This is a genomic window from Microcoleus sp. OTE_8_concoct_300 (assembly GCF_031383065.1).
Classification (GTDB): Bacteria; Cyanobacteriota; Cyanobacteriia; order Cyanobacteriales; family Microcoleaceae; genus Microcoleus.
This window is the reverse complement of record NZ_JANMZH010000482.1, coordinates 1-21,390: the sequence shown is the minus strand read 5'-3', so window position 1 is coordinate 21,390 and position 21,390 is coordinate 1. Positions and strand designations below refer to the sequence as shown.

Genomic DNA, 21,390 nt, shown 5'->3' with positions numbered 1-21,390 from the left:
ATCTATAAAATCACTTAATTCTTGTAAATAGTGTTGCTCAGACATATTGCTTTTTTGCCGATTTCCAGTATACAAGTATTATTATACTCCCTAATTATTATAATTTATACAATTTTGCGACTCATTTAGGACTGCTATATTGGTCGATCGACCCCCGTTGCTCTTCGAGATTTTGATTAAAGGTTTGCTATACTCCAGAAATAGACACATATTAACCTTTGGAAAATCAATAGGCCGGAGCTATGACATCCTATGCAACCTCTACAGCAAGAGCCGAGATGAGTGAGATCCGGCGCTTGAAAAACATACTGCCCCCAGAACTCCAAAGTTGGGTAACAGTAGAAAAAACAATAGAAGTTAATCCTACGCTGATCCGCAGCGAAGAAATAGGCAAAGACCAGGTAGAAATCCAAATAGACCTGATCCGCTGGGAACAGCTAGCAATGGATCAGCGCAACCTCCTATTTTGGCACGAAGTCGCTAGAATCCAAAACGACACCATCCCCAGAGACGGTTGGGAAATGGCAGCCCTCGCCATTGGTTTAGGCGGCGCCGTCGGCGAACTGTGGGTGCAAGACGGCTTGCTGCTGTTACTGGCCCTATCCCTGTGCGGCGTCTCCGGCTGGAGACTTTACCAAAAAAACAACGGAGAGAAAAGTTTAAAAGAAGCAGTAGACGCCGACGAAAAAGCCCTCGCCCTAGCCACCCGCTTCGGCTACACTCTCCCAAACGCCTACAAAAGCCTCGGTAGCGCCTTAAAAACCTTAATCGAGCAAACCTCCAAAAAACAGCAGCGGGCTAAATACGAAGCTCGTCTCCAGGCCCTCAAACGCAACGCCGCCAAAGCCAAAGCCAAAGTCAAACCCATCACCCGCGAAACCTCCCAGTCAGAAAACGTCTACAATTCTTAACCTCATCCCCCGACGCTTGGTACGGGGGTTTTCCAGTTAACGGTTAACTGTTGACTTCTGTGTTAGCTGTTAACTGTTAACTGCGGTGGCTATCCGCGGCAAGAGGGGCACTCCAATTATTAACGACAAGATTAATCGGCCCCCCTCCACAAAAATCTTGAGGCCGATGTAGTGAAAGTTTGGCCGCGGCTGCGTTTAAAAATCTTTGGGTCAAAACTGGGACTGGTAAACTTAAGTCTACCCTTGCCTTTGAGATCACGCTCGGCGGCACAGTTTTAAGGCATTTTTGTAAATTTTGTATAAAGCTAGCCTTTTTGTTAACCATAATATTTGGTAAAGGTGGAGCTGCTAAGACACAATAGGCTAAAGACATCAGCTTGAAATTTGAAACCAGGACTTCATGGTCAGCCAAACCCCAGAGGCAGATTTTCGGGTTACGTACTTGGACGAGATTCCCTCCGTTCACATACCCGTGCGCTTGAGCGTACTTGAAGCCGTAAACTTCAAGACAACCTGCCAGCAACTTTTCTCGGGAAGCACCGTTCCCAACAAAATTGTCCTAGACTTCAGTCAGACGACATTCATCGACAGTAGCGGGATCGGTGCTTTAGTCAGCAATCTGAAATTTGCCAAACAGCGCGGCAGCGACTTGGTGCTCCGAAGCCTCAAGCCGCAGGTGATGGCAGTATTTGCTCTCACCAGCCTAGATCAAGTGCTGACGATCGAGCAGCCTTCTGCAACCTCAACTCCCACAGAGATCGACCACTCGGACACTCAGCTACCGATGACCCACCCTTCAGTGCAATCGTGGGTGAAGCGGCTGATAGACATCGTTGGGGCAATAGTCGGTTTGATGATTACAGGAATTTTGCTTGTACCAATAGCTGCAGCAATCACTATCAACGATCCAGGCCCGATATTTTTCGGTCAAACCCGCTGTGGCTGGATGGGCAGACAATTTCGGATTTGGAAATTTCGATCGATGTGTACCAACGCCGAAGCCATGAAAGCCCAAATCAAAAACCAAGCTTCTGGCGCATTTTTCAAAAATGACAACGACCCGCGGATTACCAAAGTCGGGCGCATATTGCGCAAAACCAGTCTCGACGAACTGCCGCAGTTTTGGAACGTGCTCAAAGGCGATATGAGTCTAGTCGGCACCAGACCGCCTACCCCAGACGAAGTTGAGCGCTACGAAGTCCCTCAGTGGCAGCGTTTGGATGTCAAGCCTGGGATGACCGGCGAATGGCAAGTCAACGGTCGCTCTAAAGTCCGGGATTTTGAAGATGTCATCCGTTTAGATTTAAAATACCAACAAAACTGGAGCCTGATGTATGACTTGAAACTAATTGTTAAAACCATAACAGTCCTGTTTAACAAAAATAGCGGCGCTGTGTAGAATCCCTCAACAACCCACGGCTGAATTTTCAGGTGCTGTTGCCGATGGGCGGCGGGAAGTCGAACTCGATACTTATTCAAGCAGGCGATCGCTAGCGATACCTACGTTAGCATTAAGTGTTAAAATTCACGCCGAAGAAAATGCGCAGCTAGTTGCTAACTCTGCAATCAGGGCATTAATAATTAGCAATTTGCGAGTTCGAGGTCGTACTCGCATCAGCCCACCATCATTTTCCCGGACGAGAAGAACTCACCTGTGTTCAGAAAAGTACCGACTGCTAACATGGTCGAAGCTCAAATCACTGCCTCGCAAGCTGACTCGGGAATTTTCCCTCTCAGGCGTCACGCGCAAACCCCGGTATTTCAAGCTCTTGATCAAACGCAATAGCAGCACGGATCGCTTCGAGTGATCTATGTCATAGTTAGTGTGTCTAACAACTAGGCGTATCAACTAGGCGATGAATCATCAAGAGTAACGGTTAAATCCCGACCAGTAAGACACTGCCAGCATCCCTGATTAAGACGCTTGGTACAGGTAAGTAAAGGCAGGATGATGAGCGTACCGAACTGGCTAGTGTTGACGCATTGCCAACGAAAGCATAAACCAAAAGTAAGCGTAATTACAGCACCGAAAGGTAGTTGTTTTGAACGTAAGGAGGCGTCTTGACACCGCCTTTAAGAATTACCTTTTGGTAGTTTCTTAAGAATCTCCGTTCTTTGAGGTCGGAGAGTGTCAATTAAACGCCCTACCGAGGCGGATTACAGTATCGGAAGTCTCTCATTTGCTGTGCGAGTAAATGGTGCGAAAGGAATGCTCACCTTGAGGCAAAACGGGCTTCTTCCACTCAAGCTTGACTTAACTAATATGTTGCCAAGACCTTGCCCTCCTTTTTCTCTCCCTCCGGCGCTGATTACAGCGGTGGTGGGGGCCTACCAGGGAGAAGAAAGATGAAAGACAAGCAACCAAAGGCCGAGTGGCACCTTCAGGTTGAAACAGACATGAAGGCTTTAACATCCGTTTTGGAATGGTTGGAGAATATCGTTTTGCCCGCACTGCCAGCGGATTTCCGGTGGCAGTGCGGCCTGATAATCACCGAAGGCTTTACAAACGTTGTCCGCCACGCTCACCAGAACTTGCCCCAGGCGACGCTGATAGACCTTGAGGTAAAAGTGTTTGCCGATTACTTAGAAATTAGGATTTGGGACAGGGGTCAACCCTTCAAATTAGAAGCAAAGCTGCACTCGATCATGGAACAGCAGCACGATCCGGAGAATGAAGGAGGAAGGGGACTGGTGTTCATGTACAAGCTCACCGACGACCTTCGGTATATCCGTACCGATGATCTCCGCAACTGCCTGGTAATGCGCAAAAACATTACCTGAGGGCGCGATACCCGCCCGGTCCGGGCGGCTTATTTCGCAAGGAGTGGAAGGTCCTAACGTCGCCCCCTGTTGTGCTACTGGGAACCCAACCACATCCTCTGCAATTCAAGGGGTGCAGGCTCGACGCACGCGGCTGCAGGACAATTTGCTTCATAAATATTATGCGTATTCTAATTTATTCCTATAACTACTATCCCGAGCCGATCGGGATTGCCCCCCTAATGACAGAACTAGCGCAAGGCCTAGTCAAGCGCGGTCACCAAGTCCGAGTAGTCACAGGAATGCCCAACTATCCCCAGCGCCGGATTTATCCGCAATATGAGGGCAAATTTTACCTCACCGAAGAACACAAAGGCGTCACAATTCAGCGCAGCTATCTGCGCGTCAACGGCCCCCACCCCAGCCTGCTAGACCGACTTTTGCTAGACGGCAGTTTTGTCGCCTCTAGCGCCGTCCAAGCCTTCAGAGGCTGGCGTCCAGACGTGATTTTCTCGACAATGCCCCCTTTACCGATTTGCGTCCCTGTCGCCTTTTACGCCTGGATGCGCGCTTGTCCGATCGTCCTCAACGTTCAGGATATCGTCTCAGAAGCAGCCGTGCGCGTCGGCTTGGTCAAAAAAAACGGACTGCTAATTCGGATTGCTGACGCCTTAGAAAAATTTGCCTACAGCACAGCCAGCCAAGTCAGCGTCATCGACAGGGGTTTTGAGAAAAAATTGCGCTCTCAGGGAGTACCCCGGGAAAAAATAGTTTGCGTTCCCAATTGGGTTGATATTAATTTCATTCGCCCCTTACCCAAGGAAAATAACTCATTTCGAGAAACTCACAAACTCAATGGCAAATTTGTCGTTCTCTATGCTGGCAATATTGCCCTCACTCAAGGCTTGCAAACAGTTGTTCAAGCAGCGGCTCGTTTGAAACACATACCCGAAATCGCTTTTGTAATTGTGGGGGAATCAACAGCACTGGGGCGCTTACAACAAGATTGCGAAACTTACAAAGCTAATAATGTAATGCTGCTACCATTTGAACCGCGAGAAAAATTGCCCGAATTGTTGGCTGCTGCTGATGTTAGTTTAGTCGTACAAAAGCGCCGCGTTACTAACTTCAATATGCCTTCAAAAATTCAAGTAATTCTAGCCAGCGGTCGGGCAATTTTGGCTTCGGTTCCAGAAACTGGTACAGCCCATAAAGCAGTGCAGCAAAGCGGTGGCGGGGTGGTGGTAGGGCCTGAAGATTCGCAGGCTTTGGCTGATGCTGTTGAGGATTTGTACTTGCACCCTGCTAAGGTGGATGCGTTGGGCGAGCAAGGCAGAAATTATGCTGTGGAGAATTACGGATTTGAGGAAGCTTTGAATCATTATGAAGCTTTATTTGCGGCGGTGGCAGCGAGTCATGGTGAGAAAATATTGGAGCCTTTGCCGAAATAATCTGATAATTAGGTTAGTGAGTACCGACCGTTATTTGTTTCTGGGTGAAACTGACTCTTAAGAGTTATAATGTATTTACTGTATTTAAAGCTCGAGTAATATTTAACTGTTTTTACAATGCCTGCCAAAGACACCTATCACCATGCAGTTAAAAATTCCCTGCTAAAAGATGGTTGGACAATTACGGCTGACCCGTACTTCATAAAATATGAGGATGCCGAGTTATATGCCGATCTAGCCGCAGAAAAGCCGATCGCCGCAGAACGCCAAGGACAAAAAATAGTTGTTGAAATTAAGAGCTTTATTGGGCGATCGCTAATGTATGATTTTCACGGCGCACTCGGTCAATACATTGTCTACCGAAATCTGATTCAACTCACGGCTCCAGAATACAGGCTCTATTTGGCAATTGATGATATCGTATACCAAGATTTTTTTAAACGCAAGTCTATCCAAGTAATTACTAATGAAAATCAGGTTTTGTTAATGGTAGTGGAAATGGCAAAGGAGGAAATTCTGCAATGGATAAATTAGAATACTATCGCAATACAATTAAACAAATATTGACTGGATATTATGAAATGACCGTCAAAGGGGCGATCGCACTAGATGAATTAGAGCCAGAGCATCGTCTAGCATTTGACGAAGAACGAGATCAATATCTCTGGTTTCGTTCGGGCTGGGATGGCAAAAAACGGCTCCGCCATATTACGATGTATCTTCGGATTAAAGATGGTAAAATTTGGGTGGAAGAAGATTGGACTGATTTGTGCGTAGTTGATGATTTACTAGCAGCAGGAATTTATAAGGGCGATATTGTTTTGGGGTTTCATCATCCTAGCAAAAGACCTTTGACAGAATTTGCCACAGTTTGATGAGAGACAAAAATTTATAGCGTCATTTCACTCGCCCTGGCAAATGATGGGAGTTAAGAGATGTTAAATCCATGCCTTAATGCAGTCGAGGTGGGATAATAATGCTCAGCATTAATAAGAGCGGGATACCTTGTCCTAATTCAAATTGAGTGTAAAGCTTACGGGCCCTAATGATGACGACACACCACCCCGCAAATATTACTTTGATGGGGGTCAGTGCGAAGTCATCGGCGAAGTGGTCTATGAGCTCGACCCCTACGGCAATCGGCTTCGTTCCTTCAAGCTGGTAGACTATACCAAAGAACAAGTCCGTATCCTCTACCGATCTGCCCTGGAAATTCAGCAGCAGTGGGTAAATCCAGAGGAGCGATCGCAGATTATTGACCAGTTAGCAGACCGAGGCATTGACTTTGAGGACTTGAAAACCGTTACCAATCAGCCGGACGCAGACCCCTTTGATTTACTGTGTCAGATTGCGTTTAACGTGCCGATGATGACTTGCCAGCAACGAGTAGAACGGCTAAAACGTCAGAAAAAAGACTCTTTTGACCAATACGGCGCTGATGCTAGGGCAATCCTGGAAATTCTGCTTGACGGTTACGCTCAAGGTGGGCCGCAGCAGTTGATAATGCCAGCATCTCTGAAGGTGAAAGCGGTTGAGAAATATGGCAATGTGCGGGAAATTGCCGCTAAATTTGGGGGGAGAGATAAATTGAAGCAGGCGGTAGATTAGTTGCAAACTTTGTTGTATTCGGCTTAGGAAAACTGAAAGAGGTTGTTATGTCAGCAGAACAAAAACCAATTTGTGTGGTAATTGATGCAAATATATGGTTGCAAGACTCTAATCTTTTGCTGAGAAGTCCTATGGGGTCGGCGTTGATTTATATTCTAAAAAAAATAAATGGTAAAATAGGCTTGCCTTCAGTTCTTGAAGAGGAAATTACTAGAAATACAATTTCAAAAGGAGTAAAAGCGACTGAAGAAATAAATAAAAATTTAAAAAGCATTTCAGTAATTATGAGGTCTGACTATCCCTACAAACTCCCCGATGAAGCTGAAATAAAATCCGCTGTTCAGGCAAGAATCACAGAACTAGATTCGTTATTTCATAGAGTTGATTTTACATGGGAACACGCTCAATCAGCGCTAAAAAGAATTAACGCTAAAACGGCACCCAATCATAAAAATCAACAGTTTAAAGATTCTGCTATTTGGGAGGCAATTTTAGAATTACTGAATTCATACATAGTGCACTTTGTCACAAAAGATGGCGCTTTTTATCAAGAGGGGAACCCCCAAATAAATACCCTTGTAAAAAACTTAAAAGTTGAGTGTAATAAACTAGGAGGAATTGTTTATATTTATCCTGATATGGCATCATGCCTCAAAGTTATTCAAAAAGACTTACCACGAATTGACGATTTAAATCTTATTCTAAAAATTGATGGACTTATCAATAGTCAATTAAGGCAAGATTTACTTGATGACCCTCAACTTACATTTCAAATTACTGACCTGGTAACTGAAAGATCCTCAGTTTCGCCATTTATCACAGAAAACGCTCAAAAACTAGCATTAAGTTTTAAACTTTGCTACTCTTGTAATGATGTATACAATGATAGCGGCGATGAAAGGAAAGATGTTATTCTGATAAGTAAAGGAGATTGCTTATATGAATTGGATACTGAAATTATTTCTGATATAACAATAGATTTGGAAGAAATCTCTTGGGAAACCCTAAGCGGGGAAAGAGGTAGACGACGAATTTTATATGCTGTTAAGACTGGAAGTAGTAAGTCAGGAAAATTTGCTTTTATAGAACCCCTTGGTTTTATAAATGATCCCGGATTGAGCTATGAGGATCGAGTAAATCAATTAGGTTTAGGGAAAGAAAAATTTTTAGAGCCTTATAACGCACAACAAAGAGAAATTTTAGAAATATTTATAGAAATATATAAAAGAGAAGGATATGCAGCTTTAAATGTTCAGCGTTCAATTCATACACATCAGCAATTTACAGGATACAATCCAGAGGAAACTTTTGGAGGAATGCAACACTTAATGGAGGCCGTTGAAGAACTTAAAAAGCTTCTGTATCCGTAATGAATTAAAATGTTTCAACAAGTTTTTCTGCAAGTAACATTATTTGATTTTTTATTGAAATGCCCAAACGCACTACATCTCAAACCAATAAACCCGTCACCACTGCCCAGCGCCTCGGCAGGGTGATTTAGTCTGCGCGTGATATCATGCGGAAAGATAAGGGGATGAATGGGGAATTAGACCGCTTGCCCCAATTCACTTGGATTCTATTTCTCAAGCTATTAGATGATGCTGAAAAAGTTAGAGAAGATGAAGCCTTTTTACAGGGAAAAATTGATAAGTACAAACCGCTGATTGAATCGCCCCACCGTTGGCGAGATTGGGCGGCTGATGATGAAGGGATGAGCGACGAGGATTTGCTCGAATTCATTAACAATGATGAAGTAACGCTGCGGGACGGGACAAAAAGCCCTGGTTTGTTCGCTTATTTGCGGAGTCTTCAGAGTGCAACTGGGCGCGATCGCAAAGATGTCATCCGCCAAGTGTTTAATGATGTCACCAACCGCATGATTAGTGGTGCATTGCTGCGAGATAATGACATTTTCTGATGAATAAATTGATAAGTTTTTACCTAATGATATTAGAATAAAGCAGTCGCAACCTTAACTTAATAAACAGTATATTATGCCTGTAAACCTACGCGCTATCGCCTCGCCATAAAATCTGCAAAACTCTCCACCTTCCCTGTTTCGTGCCGATCGCAACCCCGAACAGCAGCACCGCAGCACCTACCAATATCGCCCGCGCCGGCACTTCCCCAAACACCAAATAACCCATACAAGCAGCCGATCGAAACAAAACGCTAAAATAAAAATAGTAGATCACACAATTTCGGAGTTAATATTTGACACTTGCACCCGCGCGCGAAATCGTCCTAGCTTGGCTCTCTGAGCGCGTTCCTGCTGCCCGCATCAAACATATCCTCGGAGTCGAACAAGTAGCAGGTGACTTGGCTCGCCATTACGGCCTCGACGAAGCAAAAGCCCGATCGGCCGGTTTGTTGCACGATTTGGCAAAATACTTCAAACCTCAACTGCTGCTGCAAATGGCTCAGAAGGAAGGTTTAGAGTTAGACTCAGTGTTGGAAGCACACCCGCATTTGCTGCACGCAGACGCAAGCGCGATCGTCGCCAGAGACGAATTCGGGGTGGTCGATCGAGAAATATTGGACGCAATCGCCAATCACACCCTCGGCAGACCAAACATGAGCCAGCTCAGTTGTACCGTATTCATAGCAGATACCATAGAGCCGAGCCGCGGCAACACAGCCCAACTAGAAGCACTGCGCGAGGCAAGCTTGCAAAATCTTTATGCAGCCGTGTGGCAAACTAGCGATTATTCTCTTAAATATTTGCTAGAAACTCGCTGCTACATCCACCCCCGCACCGTACTTACCCGCAATTGGGCGCTGCTTATGGCTCGATCGCCCGAAACAGGAAATTCGACCCAGAAGTCGATCGAACAAATCACAAGTTAAAAGTAAAATTTATCAGCAATCCTGTCCTTACTTTTGGCTTCAACCTAACTCCTATTTCCCGTCTCAAACTGCCAACAACCGAAAGCCAATAGCGCACCCATTCTTCCTTACCGTATCAATTAGGAACTTAAACACTTAATGTCAGATCTAACCCAACTCGAATACTCCAGGGCCCAGTCTACAACAACCGACGGCACCTCCCCAGACGAAGCTCGCGGCCTGATCATGACCGTTGCCCAAGCAGCCGAAGACCGCAAAGCAGTAGATATTGTATTGCTCCGGGTGGCCGAAGTATGCTATTTGGCAGACTACTTTGCGATCGTCACCGGATTTTCCAACGTGCAGGTACGAGCCATCTCCCAAGCGATAGCAGACCAAGTTGAAGAAGAGTGGCAACGCTTGCCACTGCGTACACAAGGGCTATCAGACGCTAGTTGGGTCGTCATGGACTACGGCGACGCGATCATTCACATTTTGAAGCCTCAAGAGCGCGAATTCTACAATTTAGAAGCATTCTGGGGACACGCCGAACGCATTGAGTTTTCCACCGCGCCCTGAGGATAGCTAAGGTGAAAGAGGCTTCTGTTTCTATTTGTCCGGTTCCGCAAGAACAGCGACCGATCAATGAATACCAAGAACTTAAAGAATCCTGGTTTTTTAGCTGGGTAACACTCAATTGGCCCGGATATTTGGCAAAACTAGCTTGGGTGTGGGCTTGGAGTTGCTTAGTATCTGGGCCGATAGCTGCTTCTAGCTTTGCTCCTGTCAAGTATCCAGCTCAGTTTGTCCTCAGCGCTGCAGCAGGTGCCAGTTTTATTCTAGGATTAGCTTTGCTGCGACTCTACTTGGGTTGGTTCTACGTGCGATCGCGCCTTTCAAATCCCACGGTCGTCTACGAAGAGTCTGGCTGGTACGATTGTCAATCTTGGCCTAAAACTCCGGAAGTTTTGCTTCAAGACCAGTTGATTGTTAACTACCAACTAGAACCAATTCTCAGGCGTCTGCGGCAGACATTTTATGGTTTGACAGTATTGCTGGTTGCCGGGGGACTAACTTGGAGTTGTTTGTAATCGGTTCGGCAACGGAGTTTTGAGTTTTGAGATTGCCGCGCACAGCCAACAAGTGCACACTCCCTGCATGAGTCAGAAACGATCGCAGAAAGATTAACTTTATAACTCGTAACTGGCAGCTCGCAACTCAAAACTTCCACCGACCTCAATCTAAAATCTAAAATCTAAAATCTAAAATTGATATGACAAGGGGAAAACGAACCCAAGCTCCCGAACTCGAAGTCACACTGCTGCGCGAAGGTATTGTGGAATCGAAGCACCGCGCCCAGGCCGCTGTCTGCGACAACCGCGGGCGCGTTCTGTCCGTTGCTGGTAACTCGGAAACGGCCTCATTTGTCCGTTCTTCACTCAAGCCTTTTCAAGCTTTGGCGGTGACGGGAACTGGCACTTTAGAACGCTACGAATTGACCGATCGAGATTTAGCGATTATTTGCAGTTCCCATCAAGGTACGATCGAGCAATCGCGCCAGGTATTTAACGTCCTGTGGCGCTGCGACATTGACCCCTCTAAACTTCAATGCCCCATTCCCGAAGGCAAAAAGAGCGCCCTGCAATACAACTGCTCCGGCAAACACGCCGGAATGCTGGCTGTCTGTCAGCAACTGCACTGGCCTATGGAAACTTATTTACGCCGCAAACATCCCGTCCAGCAGCTTATTTTGGGCAAAGTGGCTGACTTGCTGGCAATGCCTGCCGAAGAGTTTATCAGCGCTCGCGACGACTGCGGCGCTCCTACCTATCTGTTGCAGTTGGGGCAAATGGCGTCTTTGTACGCTCAGTTAGCCTCCGGTCACAATGTGGATATGGAGCGGATTGTCCGCGCTATGACTCACCACCCGATGATGGTTGCCGGTGAGGGCAAATTTGACACGGAACTGATGCGCTTGACTCAAGGGGAATTGGTGAGCAAGTCCGGCGCCGAAGGGGTACAGTGCGTTGGCCGCGTTGGCGAAGGCATGGGCTTGGCAATTAAGGTGACCGATGGGGGAAAGCGCGCTCAATTTGCTGTGGCGATTCACTTGCTCAAGCAGTTGGGGTGGATTACTCCGACCATCGCCGAAACTCTTTCGGAGACTTACCTGACTCTCAGCGACTTCAAGCGCTTGGAGGTAGTCGGCGAAGTTTCGATGCTTTAGGGCGATCGACACTCTGAGTCGATTTTAGCAACCCCTCCCATCATCTAAAAAGTTTTTTGGATTTAGGGGTTGCAATTTTCAGAAAGATATGTTTATATTAGAGAGAGACAAAGCAACGCGGGATAGAGCAGCCTGGTAGCTCGTCGGGCTCATAACCCGAAGGTCAGTGGTTCAAATCCACTTCCCGCCACCAAATTCAAGCAAACCCTCTAATCGTTAAGGTTTTAGGGTTTTGTTTTTGGAAACCACCAGAGAGAGACAAAGCGACGCGGGATAGAGCAGCCTGGTAGCTCGTCGGGCTCATAACCCGAAGGTCAGTGGTTCAAATCCACTTCCCGCTACCAACTTAAATAAGACAAGCCCCTGTAATCCAAAAGGTTATGGGGGTTTTGTTTGTTGAAACCTCTACTATAGCGGTTCTCCAGCGTGGTGAGGTATGCCCTATGCCCTATGCCAGATAGTACCTCATGTTACTGAGAAAGGCTATATAGCAATCCTAAATGATTCTACTCGTTACCAGGCTCTGCCTGGTAAAGCAGATCCCGAGGCTCTGCCTCGATTGTAGCAGGCGATGCAGAGCAAGAGTGACATTGATTCCCAGGCTCTTAGCCTGGAAGTTATTGAAACTGATTTAGGATTGCTATATTTGATTACGAATCTGAAAGTATGAAATTTGTTAATATTGAATTATCACCGTTCAATAATCCCTTTAAATTTAGTCTGGAACTTTCCTAAGCTTTGTTTTCTATTCGCTGAATCAGTATCTTGTGTACTGCTATCGCTCCCTTTTCACCAGTGGCAATTTTTACCGATATCTCTGAAATGGGAAAAGTGGGGACTACTTATAGCCTTTCTCAGATAGATGAGGTACAAGTTTAGATTTGAGATTTGAGATTGAGGGATTGGGGAATTTTTAATTAATTCGTGAATACCTCATCTTTCCGAGAACCGCTATACTTCACCTTTTTTAAGAAAGATAGCTCCCCTACATTCACCACAAATAAGGCTTAGCTTTTTATAGGATTCATAGTTTAGCCTCTCATCATCAGCTTCAAAGGTTTCATTTGAGGAAATAGCTATTGCCAAAGAAATAGATACTTATGATTCTGCTTTCATAAAAGTTAATTCCTTATATTTGGTAACTTTATTTAATATTATCAGGACTTACGCACGCGGGGCAAAAAACCAGGTTTGTGCGGCGAGCATCTCTGGGAGAAATCCATGATTTTTCGGAGAAACAGTGTTTTTTTGGTCTTAGTCCTACTAATAGAGAATTGGCGATCGCTCAATTTACAGCATTTTTTAGGTAAGTGAGGTACATAGCAAAAATAGAGGACACGGCAGTGCCGTTTCCCTACAGCGATTGAACGCTTGACGGGTGTACTTTATCAACGTGGAATCTGCTGTATTTATTCGTCGCAATTGGAACCCACTCAGACCGACTGGTAAGTTGTTGGGCGTCCTTGCAACCTTTTGTAGGTGAAAATTTTAAATTGCTCAGTCGGCTGAGCTTCCATCCAACCAATCAAAAATTAGGTTTAACTGTTCGAGTGTAACTAACCCGTACTGCCACAGAACCATCGGCAGTTGGCTAGCATCTTGTTCACTGTGTCGCAGAGCAACGGCGATCGCAGAATTCGATATCGCCAACTCCCCCCGTAAATAATCGAGCAGTTGAGCATTTCCCATCACCTTCACCGCCAGTTTTATGCGCTATTGTAAAGATATGTAGCCGATCGCAATTAATCAGAAGTTTAATAGTCCTAATTATCTGTTAAGAATCGGCGATGTGGAGTGATGGAAATCGCACACAACTTGTGATAAAACTTATAAAAAAAGGCGATCGCAGTCACCAGAGCTCCTACCATCAAAAATTAGCTTCCGCGATCGCTCGCTTGCTTCAAATGAATTCATTTAAAATTGCTAAAGTCCTAGCTGAAGCTGAACTCCCGCTTCTGTGCCGCTGTCGGTTTGTTTTGGAGGTAAAGGATTTCCTTGGCGCTGGGCATCCGAAGGAGTAGTAATAAATTCTAATGGACCCTCGATTTTGAGGCGAAATGTGTCGCCCAAGCTGCTTTCCCTTCTAGCAGAATTAGCCGCCGTTTCTCGTTCACCAATCAAGTTTTGGTAGTCCGAGTCTACGGTTCTGTCCTCCACAGTCCTGAGGGAGTCGCCGGATAAAGTCGTTTCCGAATTTTGGGGCGCTGGTTGCAGTCTTTGTTGGGCAAGAACCGCCGGGGTGAAACCGATAAAAATTGAACTCAGTCCCAGAGCAGTGCCAAGAGTAGCAATAACTGCGTTCATCATCAATGCCTCCGCTAGTTGCATCCTACTATGCTTATGGTACCCAGCCAGAATTAAGTTGCACTCTATCAAAAGTAGCTGCTTGTGCAGATACCCATTAAAGTTCCTGTGAAAACTTATAACTTTGGATAGCGTTATCGGAAAAATAGAACTGACGCAGCAACCGGGTTGAAACGCCAAAATACGTCATTTCAGGAATGAGTCAACCAAAAACTCGGTTTGTTTGATTAGCGCGCGTCAGGAGTGGAAAAATAGTTAGTGCTGGATGCACGCTGTGGCTATCCGCCTGGGCATCCATCGGTTTTTTGTTTTCACGAAAATACGTCGTTGCAGCCCGCCGAAACCCTAAAAAAACTCGGTTTCAGATACCAGTTTAAAAAAAGAATGCAACAGCAGGCAAGTTCTAAACCCTTACAGAATCAGTCTTTCCCAATTCTTTAATTCTTTAATCTCAAATCTATAATAGTATGAGCGTGTAGAGTGAGTCCAGGATTGATACTCCATTCATCTCGATCGCCCCTGCTCTCAAAGCCGACGATCGCGCTAAAATGTCGGTGGAAGTCGTTAAAAATTCAGTTGCCAGCTGCAGATTCTGAGTTATTAACAGCACTTTGCGTACTAAAACGATCTCAACTTCAAAATCTGCGCTCATCAGGTTGCATTTTACGGAAATGTTGTGGGGTCATAATAGTTCTGCTTTACCATGCCAATCAAATATCTGACCGACCAGATTTTAAAAATGTCGGGCAAAGTGCCAATTCGCATCGTCCTTGTGGTGCCTTTTGCCATCCAGACTTTCGCGGCTGTAGGGTTGACGGGGTGGCTGTCGCTGCGGAACGGGCGGATAGCCGTCAACGATGTTGCCACACAACTGCGGGCAGAAGTCACATCGCGTATCCAGCAACATATTTATGCTTATATCAAAACACCCCACCAAATAAATCAGCTCAATCTCGATGCCATCCGTCTCGGCATTTTAAACCTGCAGGATGCTGATAATTTGCAACGCTACTTCTCCCAACAAATCAAAACATTTGATAAAATTAGCTTCATTCAATTCGCCTCCGAACAAAAAGATTTTATTGGAGTTGAACGCCTCGACGACGGCAAGTTGCAAGTTCACATTTCCAATCAATCTACTGGCTATAACTTGCAGCGCTACGCGCCGTCCGAGTTCGGGGAACCAACCAAGCTATTAAAAACTACTCTCAACTACGACCCCCGCCTCCGGCCTTGGTACATAGCTCCGGTGCGGGCAGGCAAACCGACTTGGAGTAAAATTTATACTTATTTTGACGCTCCCAAACTAGCAATTACGGCGGCTCAACCAGTTTATGGCGAGGATGGCAAACTGATCGGAATCCTGGGTTCTGACTTGAGACTTTCTAAGATAAATCAATTCTTGGGAAGTCTAAAAATTGGCAAATCAGGACAGACTTTTATTGTAGAAAGGTCGGGGCAATTGGTGGCAAATTCTACTCCTGAACCACCATTTATTGTTAGCAACGGCGTTGCGAAACGGATTGTAGCAGCCAGCAGCAAGAATGTTCTGATTCGATCGAGTGCCCGCTATTTGACAGAACGCTTCGGGGATTTGGGCAAAATTGACAGTTCTCGCCAGTTAGATTTTACGATCGACGGTCAACGGCAATTTCTACAGGTGACGCCGCTCTCAGACAGCAGCGGCCTCGACTGGTTGATTGTGGTGACGGTTCCTGAAGCGGATTTTATGGAAAAGATTAATGCGAACACTCGGTATACTGTGGTGATGTGTCTGGGTGCTTTGGTGCTGGCCACGGCGATTGGGGCTCTGACTTCTAGGTGGATTGTTGTACCGATTCGGCGTCTGAGCAAGGCTGCGGATGCTTTTTCGCGGGGAGAATGGGACGGGATGGCGGTAGATCCCGGCTTGATGGCGTCTCTAGAGCGGGAGGATGAGGTGGGTGTCCTGGCTCGCTCTTTTAATATGATGGCCGGTCAGTTGGAAGAGTCGTTTACTACTCTCGAAGATCGGGTGGAATCTGCGATCGCCGACAAAAATCAATTAATTATTTCTCTGAAAAACTCGCAGCAAAAACTGGCTCTCCATCTTCACCAAACTCCTTTGGGAGCGATTGAATGGAATCTCAAATTTGAAGTAGCGGAATGGAATTTGTCAGCGGAAAGAATTTTTGGATACAAGCGCTTGGAAGCAATGGGACGGCACGGAGTCGATCTAATAGTTCCTGAAGATGCTAAGGAGTATGTCAGGCAACTATCTATAACTTTGCTCACTAATAAAGGAGGAGTTACCAGCCTTAACAAGAACATCAGAAAGGACGGCAAAATTATTCTGTGCGAGTGGTACAATACGACATTGGTTGATGCTGGTGGCAGGATCGTGGGGGTGGCTTCGCTGATTCAGGATGTGACTGAATTTCACAGTGCTGTGGAGAAGTTGCGGGCTAGCGAGGAGCGGTTTCGCCAGTTGGCAGAAAATATTCATGAGGTATTTTGGATTAGAGAACCCAATCAAAAACAGCTAGTTTATGTGAGCCCTGCTTGCGAGAAAATATGGAATTTGAGCTCTCAGAGTTTGCACTCAGAACCGGAGGCTTTTTGGGATGCTATTCACCCGGAGGATCTCGATCGCGTCAAGGCTGCTTTTGAGAAACAGGTGCGGGGCGATTATGATGAGGAGTATCGGGTAGTGCGCTCGGACGGTTCAGTTTGCTGGGTGCGCGATCGGGCTTTTCCAGTTCGCAGCAAAACAGGGGAAATTTACCGCATCGTCGGTATTGCTGAAGATATTACCCAGCGCAAATTAGCAGAAGAATTCCAAAAAGTCGCTCAAACCGCTCAAGCTGCAAACCAAGCCAAAAGCGCCTTTTTAGCTAATATGAGCCACGAATTGCGAACTCCTCTCAACGCGATTATTGGTTACAGCGATATGCTCAAAGAAGACGCCGAAGATTTAGGCTGCGAAGATTTTATCCCCGACTTGCACAAAATTCAAACTGCTGGGAAACACTTGCTTTCTTTAATTAGCGACATTCTAGATATTTCTAAGATTGAAGCGGGGCGGATGGATCTTTATTTGGAAACTTTCAACCCGGTTAATTTAATTGACGAGGTAGCTTCTACTGTCAAACCCTTGGTAGATAAAAATTCTAATAAGTTTGAAGTTTATTGTGCTAGCGACTTGGGAATGATGTATGCTGACCTTACCAAAACTCGTCAAATATTGCTCAACCTGCTGAGCAATGCAGCCAAATTTACCGAACGTGGCACTATTACCCTCTGCATTGAAAGAGTTAAACATGACAGCTTAACAACTCAAGAAATAGCAGAACCTTCCGACTTAATAATTTTTCGCGTAGCTGATACGGGCATTGGGATTCCCCGCGAACAATTGCAGCATTTATTTCAAGCGTTTATGCAGGGCGACGCCTCAACTACGCGCAAGTACGGCGGCACGGGTTTGGGATTGACTATTAGCCGTCACTTTTGCCTGATGATGGGTGGCGATATACAAGTTCAAAGCGAGTTAGGTAGCGGTTCGGTTTTTACTGTGTGCTTGCCGGCGCACGTTGAATTATTAGTAAGTAGTTAGTCGTATTTTCCTGGAGGCAATTGTTATACCAATTAAAAAAAGTTTGGCTACAATCCTCCAATATTATACCAATTATTAAAAGTCCCTGCTCCTGGAGCCGGAGACTGCAAGGCTGTGTTCCTACAGATGCTCACGTAGCATCTAAATTTAGCCCTACTTTTCAGAATTTGTATTACCAAATAAATCGGGTTTCTTGCCAAAACACCTGCGCTTTCAGATAATTTATGAGCAAGAAACCAAGGTGATGATACGATGCAGCCTCAGTCTTATTCTAGTTAATTGGCCGTTTCTGCCGCCCCAAAAGTTGGGCTGTTAATACCCCGCCAACAAAGCCAAAGAAATGCCCTTGCCAGGAAACTCCAGGCTGCGAGGGCAAAACTCCCCAAATTAAGCTGCCGTAGAAGAAACCGACAATTAAAGATAACAAAATAGAGGTAAAGCTGCGTTCAAAATAGCCCCGCAGCAGCAAAAAGCCGAAGTAACCAAAGATTAATCCGCTAGCACCAATGTGAACGGAATTAGGCGCGCCGGTCAGCCAAACTCCGAATCCACTGACTAGCACAGTGACAGCACTCACGATAAAAAAGTCGCTAATTTCTCGCAGCATTATCAACCAACCCAATGTCACAAAAGGGAGGGTATTGGCAGCTAAGTGAGCAAAACTGCCGTGCAGAAAAGGCATAAACAAGATGCCTTCAAGTCCGTCGATGCTGCGGGGGCGGACTCCGTAAGCATTCAGCCTGCCTCCGAACAGGAATACATCGACAATTTCGATAATCCAGAGGAGGGAGACGAAGCCGCCGAGAATGGCGGCGTGGCTTTGCAATTCGCGGGTGATAGTTTTGGTTTCTGGGTTGCTCATGGGTGGTGAGGGCGGTGATACCGATTATTTCTAATTGTAGGAGTTTCGCTCGCGATCGCGAGAAAAGATAGTGGGCGTCCGGTTTCAGGGTTTTTTGCAGCAGAGCTTATTTATAAATATTATAACTTTCATTAAAAGTTCCGCAGTTTCACCTATGGAATAATTCACCTCGATGCGTCAAAATTGTAGATGAACTACAAAAGGAGAGTCAACCGATGGTAGAAGCTAGAACGTAGAAGACAGAATTTTTACCCGCTGAATCAATCGTTGGGCTTGAAATGAGGACACTTTTTAGATCGCACACCGTGCCTAAAAAAAATCAGGAACTAATTTTCTCGCAGAAAGTCATTAATTTAAGAAGTTCAATCCGGTAAAGCCAAACGAGATGCTGTAGATCCTGATTGTAGATAAGATCGCACAAGCTCTACAGAGAGTTCTTGGCACCTCGTTATAAAAGAGGAACAGAGCAAAATGAATGTATTTGAGCATAGAGTCTCCTACCGAACTCTACCAACTTGGGTATGGTTGGGCAAACAAGAAACCGCAGTTAGTGTCGCTACAAAATCTCAACCTTACGGTCAAAAGCCACACTTTGACCCCTTGCATCCGCTAAAACAATGGCTTGATAACACCGCAATTAAAAGTCAAAAGTTGGCTCGGTTGCTGTGTAAATTTATTCCCAGCCAGTGTCCGTTTGAGCGGGAAGTCAAAATTGGCGGTCGCACTTTATTTCACATTCCGCCGCTGTGCAAGTTAAATCCGCTTTACGAGCAAGTGGTTGGGCTGCGCTTTCGTGCTTTGTGTTATTTGGCTGACGAATGTGGCGAGGATGTGACCCCTTATTGTTAATTCTGCAAAAACTTAAATTTCTCACTGTCTTTTCACCCTCCCTTATCCTTGTTGGGGAGGGTTTTTGTTTGGTAAGGAAACCAGTGTGGATGGGGGAAACTCCGTGGTTGAAAATCTATGTAATATCAAATCCGTTGACATCGGAATTATGCATCTCTCTCTTCTCTTTCTCTGTGTCCTCTGTGCCCTCTGTGGTTTAATCATTCCGATCTAACCGGAATTGATATAAGGTCGGATGGGTCGTTAAAGCGTCTGGCCTGACGGGGTAAGGAATTTCTGTCGCAAGGACGAGTCGAGGAAACCATCAATTGATTTAAGTCTTGCCGTCAAAAACAAGCGCAGAACTTTTATGCTTATTTGGTGAAGCTTCGCCTCCGGATTGTTAACGAAGAGCAATTGTCAACACAAAAGGTTTGCTTTGGAGGTTCGGGGGCTGTAGAGTCGGCAGTAAAACAAATTGATAGAAGGTTGAAAATTTCCGGATTGCTGTGGTTGATGAAGAATGTTAATCAAATGCGATCGCTTCGGTGTACGTTAACGGCTCAATATCCGTTTGATGCTCAAAAGCGCAAAACCGGGATGCTGCTGGTTCGCTTTTTGCCTAACTTTATTGGGTAATCTCCCAAAATATGTACGGTTTTGTCCCCTCTACAGCGCTATGAGCTAGATACGATTAGAAAAGTGTCAAGGACATCACCAATCTATGTAGGTTGAGCAGTGGAGTGAGGCCACCCACAATTAAAGTTCAGTTTTACTCCCCACATTTTTGCCAAAATTGATATATTAGTAATTGGGGCAAATATTTAAGCGATTTCAAGAATATAACTCACACTAAATCTCAAAATCATGAACTCGGTAATTACCGGGTACAAATTATCAAATATTTCAAGCATCTAACTAATACCAAGTGTTGAAAAGAACGTTTTTTGCAGTAATTATTGCGCTTTTATCTTTTATGGTTGCAGTCATCCTATCAGCTCAAAGTTCTGAGGCTGTCAATGAACTATATGTATTTGGGGACAGTCTTTCGGATATGGGAATGGTGTTTCGAGCCAGCGGGGGTCAATATCCGCCTCGTTCGACTTACTTTCAAGGGCGTTACTCGAATGGTAAGGTTTGGGTAGAGTATCTTGCGGATCGCCTAAAGTTGCCGCCTGAACGAGTGACTAATTTTGCCTGTGGAGGTGCAACAACCCGAAGCGATCGCAATAGCCTTGTCCCTGGTTTGTTAGCTCAAGTTGAGTCATGGACTAACTCCCAAAAACAGGCAAATCCTCATGCGCTGTATGTACTGTGGGCGGGGGCGAATGACTATTTGCAGGGGGGCAATAATGCCAATATTCCCGTTGAAAATGTGGCGAGGGCGATCGCGTCTCTTGCTGGTGTGGGTGCCAAAAATATCCTGCTGGCAAATTTACCAGATTTGGGGCAGTTACCGGCGACGCAAACAAGCGCTAATTCTGCAAGTCTCACTGCATTAACACAAGCACACAATCAGGGTTTGAGGCGAACGGTTAAGGTATTAAGTCAACAGCATTCTGACTTAAAGATTGCGACTCTGGATGCTAATGCGCTTTATCGGGACGCGATCGCTTCTCCGGCTAAATATGGCTTGACTAATGTGATGAGTGCGTGTTTATCGGGGGGAGGTGTTTGTGGTAGTCCCGATCGATTTTTGTTTTGGGACGGCATTCATCCGACGACGGCGGCACACAAAATTTTGGGGGAAGCAGCCTCCGCGATTGTGCAGGAAAGCGGGATGATGAAATCTGAATTGGGGATGTTTCGCTAAACCATTTTTAGGCCCGACGGGCGCCACAATACCGGGATGCTGCCTTGGAGTAGAGGTTGACATAATTTTTTGCATGAGAGCAATATTTGCTAATCTGATATTGTAGAAATTTTCCTCGTGGGCGATCGCGCCTTAGGAATGAGAATTAAATAACTTCCACAAGTTTGTGGGATGGGCGTCCCGCCCGTCCTTTTTGGACGGGCGGGAC

At 45.6% G+C, this 21,390-nt stretch carries 22 protein-coding genes and 2 tRNA genes; 19 read left to right on the top strand and 5 right to left on the bottom strand.

Annotated features, from left to right (window positions below; translation table 11 throughout):
* The first annotated feature begins 242 nt into the window (after nucleotides 1–242).
* The 9 genes from ACUVJL_RS21770 to ACUVJL_RS21730 all read left to right on the top strand — a co-directional run bounded on the left by ACUVJL_RS21770 (nucleotide 243) and on the right by ACUVJL_RS21730 (nucleotide 8,648).
* Complete coding sequence (locus ACUVJL_RS21770; RefSeq protein WP_015178535.1) at nucleotides 243–911, top strand: DUF3318 domain-containing protein; 669 nt, start codon at nucleotides 243–245, stop codon at nucleotides 909–911.
* Nucleotides 912–1,311: 400 nt separating this feature from the next.
* Nucleotides 1,312–2,310, top strand: a complete 999-nt coding sequence (locus ACUVJL_RS21765; RefSeq protein ID WP_445247738.1) for a sugar transferase — start codon at nucleotides 1,312–1,314, stop codon at nucleotides 2,308–2,310.
* Between the two features lie 947 nt (nucleotides 2,311–3,257).
* Nucleotides 3,258–3,692, top strand: a complete 435-nt coding sequence (locus ACUVJL_RS21760) for an ATP-binding protein (protein WP_445247737.1) — start codon at nucleotides 3,258–3,260, stop codon at nucleotides 3,690–3,692.
* Nucleotides 3,693–3,853: 161 nt separating this feature from the next.
* Nucleotides 3,854–5,122 carry a WcaI family glycosyltransferase gene (locus tag ACUVJL_RS21755; protein ID WP_445247736.1) on the top strand — a complete coding sequence of 423 codons (1,269 nt, stop codon included), beginning with the start codon at nucleotides 3,854–3,856 and terminating at the stop codon, nucleotides 5,120–5,122.
* A 117-nt stretch (nucleotides 5,123–5,239) separates the two neighbouring features.
* A complete protein-coding gene (locus ACUVJL_RS21750; protein ID WP_445247735.1) occupies nucleotides 5,240–5,656 on the top strand; it encodes a XisH family protein in 417 nt (138 codons plus the stop codon).
* Nucleotides 5,644–5,997, top strand: coding sequence for a XisI protein (locus ACUVJL_RS21745; RefSeq protein ID WP_445247734.1), 354 nt, complete (start codon nucleotides 5,644–5,646; stop codon nucleotides 5,995–5,997). The genes ACUVJL_RS21750 and ACUVJL_RS21745 overlap by 13 nt, the downstream gene beginning before the upstream one ends.
* Before the next feature lie 145 nt (nucleotides 5,998–6,142).
* On the top strand, nucleotides 6,143–6,730 hold the full coding sequence (locus ACUVJL_RS21740; RefSeq protein ID WP_445247733.1) for a type I restriction-modification enzyme R subunit C-terminal domain-containing protein: 588 nt from the start codon (nucleotides 6,143–6,145) through the stop codon (nucleotides 6,728–6,730).
* Nucleotides 6,731–6,777: 47 nt separating this feature from the next.
* Entirely contained in the window at nucleotides 6,778–8,100 is a 1,323-nt protein-coding gene (locus ACUVJL_RS21735; RefSeq protein WP_445247732.1) for a PIN domain-containing protein, read from the top strand.
* 146 nt (nucleotides 8,101–8,246) lie between these two features.
* On the top strand, nucleotides 8,247–8,648 hold the full coding sequence (locus ACUVJL_RS21730; RefSeq protein ID WP_445247731.1) for a type I restriction-modification system subunit M N-terminal domain-containing protein: 402 nt from the start codon (nucleotides 8,247–8,249) through the stop codon (nucleotides 8,646–8,648).
* A gap of 88 nt (nucleotides 8,649–8,736) precedes the next feature.
* Here ACUVJL_RS21730 and ACUVJL_RS21725 read toward each other — a convergent pair whose 3' ends face one another.
* Entirely contained in the window at nucleotides 8,737–8,925 is a 189-nt protein-coding gene (locus ACUVJL_RS21725) for a hypothetical protein (protein ID WP_445247730.1), read from the bottom strand.
* 19 nt (nucleotides 8,926–8,944) lie between these two features.
* On the opposite strand from ACUVJL_RS21725, the gene yqeK reads away from it, so the two are divergent.
* The 6 genes from yqeK (at nucleotide 8,945) to ACUVJL_RS21695 (ending at nucleotide 12,127) form a co-directional block, all read left to right on the top strand.
* Entirely contained in the window at nucleotides 8,945–9,577 is a 633-nt protein-coding gene (yqeK, locus tag ACUVJL_RS21720; RefSeq protein WP_445247729.1) for a bis(5'-nucleosyl)-tetraphosphatase (symmetrical) YqeK, read from the top strand.
* Between the two features lie 138 nt (nucleotides 9,578–9,715).
* Complete coding sequence (rsfS, locus tag ACUVJL_RS21715) at nucleotides 9,716–10,135, top strand: ribosome silencing factor (RefSeq protein WP_445247728.1); 420 nt, start codon at nucleotides 9,716–9,718, stop codon at nucleotides 10,133–10,135.
* 11 nt (nucleotides 10,136–10,146) lie between these two features.
* Complete coding sequence (locus ACUVJL_RS21710; RefSeq protein WP_445247727.1) at nucleotides 10,147–10,647, top strand: CGLD27 family protein; 501 nt, start codon at nucleotides 10,147–10,149, stop codon at nucleotides 10,645–10,647.
* 182 nt (nucleotides 10,648–10,829) lie between these two features.
* Nucleotides 10,830–11,783, top strand: a complete 954-nt coding sequence (locus ACUVJL_RS21705; RefSeq protein ID WP_445247726.1) for an asparaginase — start codon at nucleotides 10,830–10,832, stop codon at nucleotides 11,781–11,783.
* Between the two features lie 116 nt (nucleotides 11,784–11,899).
* A tRNA-Met gene (locus ACUVJL_RS21700) sits at nucleotides 11,900–11,976 on the top strand.
* Nucleotides 11,977–12,050: 74 nt separating this feature from the next.
* Nucleotides 12,051–12,127: transfer RNA gene (locus tag ACUVJL_RS21695), tRNA-Met, on the top strand.
* Between the two features lie 1,153 nt (nucleotides 12,128–13,280).
* Here the strand turns inward: ACUVJL_RS21695 and ACUVJL_RS21690 are convergent.
* The 3 genes from ACUVJL_RS21690 to ACUVJL_RS21680 form a co-directional block, all read right to left on the bottom strand.
* The gene (locus ACUVJL_RS21690; protein WP_445247725.1) at nucleotides 13,281–13,472 is read right to left on the bottom strand and encodes a DUF2949 domain-containing protein; all 192 of its coding nucleotides are present in this window, start codon (nucleotides 13,470–13,472) and stop codon (nucleotides 13,281–13,283) included.
* A gap of 234 nt (nucleotides 13,473–13,706) precedes the next feature.
* Nucleotides 13,707–14,090 carry a hypothetical protein gene (locus ACUVJL_RS21685; protein WP_445247724.1) on the bottom strand — a complete coding sequence of 128 codons (384 nt, stop codon included), beginning with the start codon at nucleotides 14,088–14,090 and terminating at the stop codon, nucleotides 13,707–13,709.
* A gap of 454 nt (nucleotides 14,091–14,544) precedes the next feature.
* Complete coding sequence (locus ACUVJL_RS21680) at nucleotides 14,545–14,739, bottom strand: hypothetical protein (RefSeq protein ID WP_445247723.1); 195 nt, start codon at nucleotides 14,737–14,739, stop codon at nucleotides 14,545–14,547.
* A gap of 51 nt (nucleotides 14,740–14,790) precedes the next feature.
* Here ACUVJL_RS21680 and ACUVJL_RS21675 point away from each other — a divergent pair, with 51 nt between their 5' ends.
* Nucleotides 14,791–17,679: a PAS domain S-box protein gene (locus tag ACUVJL_RS21675; RefSeq protein WP_445247722.1), complete on the top strand. Its 2,889-nt coding sequence runs from the start codon at nucleotides 14,791–14,793 to the stop codon at nucleotides 17,677–17,679.
* A gap of 271 nt (nucleotides 17,680–17,950) precedes the next feature.
* Here the strand turns inward: ACUVJL_RS21675 and ACUVJL_RS21670 are convergent, their stop codons facing one another.
* Entirely contained in the window at nucleotides 17,951–18,541 is a 591-nt protein-coding gene (locus ACUVJL_RS21670; protein ID WP_445247721.1) for a rhomboid family intramembrane serine protease, read from the bottom strand.
* A 471-nt stretch (nucleotides 18,542–19,012) separates the two neighbouring features.
* Here ACUVJL_RS21670 and ACUVJL_RS21665 point away from each other — a divergent pair, with 471 nt between their 5' ends.
* The 3 genes from ACUVJL_RS21665 to ACUVJL_RS21655 all read left to right on the top strand — a co-directional run bounded on the left by ACUVJL_RS21665 (nucleotide 19,013) and on the right by ACUVJL_RS21655 (nucleotide 21,182).
* Entirely contained in the window at nucleotides 19,013–19,390 is a 378-nt protein-coding gene (locus tag ACUVJL_RS21665) for a Mo-dependent nitrogenase C-terminal domain-containing protein (protein ID WP_445247720.1), read from the top strand.
* A gap of 396 nt (nucleotides 19,391–19,786) precedes the next feature.
* Nucleotides 19,787–20,008: a hypothetical protein gene (locus ACUVJL_RS21660; RefSeq protein ID WP_445247719.1), complete on the top strand. Its 222-nt coding sequence runs from the start codon at nucleotides 19,787–19,789 to the stop codon at nucleotides 20,006–20,008.
* Nucleotides 20,009–20,345: 337 nt separating this feature from the next.
* On the top strand, nucleotides 20,346–21,182 hold the full coding sequence (locus tag ACUVJL_RS21655; protein ID WP_445247718.1) for an SGNH/GDSL hydrolase family protein: 837 nt from the start codon (nucleotides 20,346–20,348) through the stop codon (nucleotides 21,180–21,182).
* Nucleotides 21,183–21,390 lie beyond the last annotated feature (208 nt).

Bases quoted from the DNA above. Each gene is read 5' to 3' on its own strand.
- ACUVJL_RS21770 (WP_015178535.1), top strand. From the start codon at position 243: ATGACATCCTATGCAACCTCTACAGCAAGAGCCGAGATGAGTGAGATC.
- ACUVJL_RS21765 (WP_445247738.1), top strand. From the start codon at position 1,312: ATGGTCAGCCAAACCCCAGAGGCAGATTTTCGGGTTACGTACTTGGAC.
- ACUVJL_RS21760 (WP_445247737.1), top strand. From the start codon at position 3,258: ATGAAAGACAAGCAACCAAAGGCCGAGTGGCACCTTCAGGTTGAAACA.
- ACUVJL_RS21755 (WP_445247736.1), top strand. From the start codon at position 3,854: ATGCGTATTCTAATTTATTCCTATAACTACTATCCCGAGCCGATCGGG.
- ACUVJL_RS21750 (WP_445247735.1), top strand. From the start codon at position 5,240: ATGCCTGCCAAAGACACCTATCACCATGCAGTTAAAAATTCCCTGCTA.
- ACUVJL_RS21745 (WP_445247734.1), top strand. From the start codon at position 5,644: ATGGATAAATTAGAATACTATCGCAATACAATTAAACAAATATTGACT.
- ACUVJL_RS21735 (WP_445247732.1), top strand. From the start codon at position 6,778: ATGTCAGCAGAACAAAAACCAATTTGTGTGGTAATTGATGCAAATATA.
- ACUVJL_RS21730 (WP_445247731.1), top strand. From the start codon at position 8,247: ATGCGGAAAGATAAGGGGATGAATGGGGAATTAGACCGCTTGCCCCAA.
- rsfS (WP_445247728.1), top strand. From the start codon at position 9,716: ATGTCAGATCTAACCCAACTCGAATACTCCAGGGCCCAGTCTACAACA.
- ACUVJL_RS21705 (WP_445247726.1), top strand. From the start codon at position 10,830: ATGACAAGGGGAAAACGAACCCAAGCTCCCGAACTCGAAGTCACACTG.
- ACUVJL_RS21690 (WP_445247725.1), bottom strand. From the start codon at position 13,472: ATGGGAAATGCTCAACTGCTCGATTATTTACGGGGGGAGTTGGCGATA.
- ACUVJL_RS21685 (WP_445247724.1), bottom strand. From the start codon at position 14,090: ATGATGAACGCAGTTATTGCTACTCTTGGCACTGCTCTGGGACTGAGT.
- ACUVJL_RS21680 (WP_445247723.1), bottom strand. From the start codon at position 14,739: ATGAGCGCAGATTTTGAAGTTGAGATCGTTTTAGTACGCAAAGTGCTG.
- ACUVJL_RS21675 (WP_445247722.1), top strand. From the start codon at position 14,791: ATGCCAATCAAATATCTGACCGACCAGATTTTAAAAATGTCGGGCAAA.
- ACUVJL_RS21670 (WP_445247721.1), bottom strand. From the start codon at position 18,541: ATGAGCAACCCAGAAACCAAAACTATCACCCGCGAATTGCAAAGCCAC.
- ACUVJL_RS21665 (WP_445247720.1), top strand. From the start codon at position 19,013: ATGAATGTATTTGAGCATAGAGTCTCCTACCGAACTCTACCAACTTGG.
- ACUVJL_RS21655 (WP_445247718.1), top strand. From the start codon at position 20,346: ATGGTTGCAGTCATCCTATCAGCTCAAAGTTCTGAGGCTGTCAATGAA.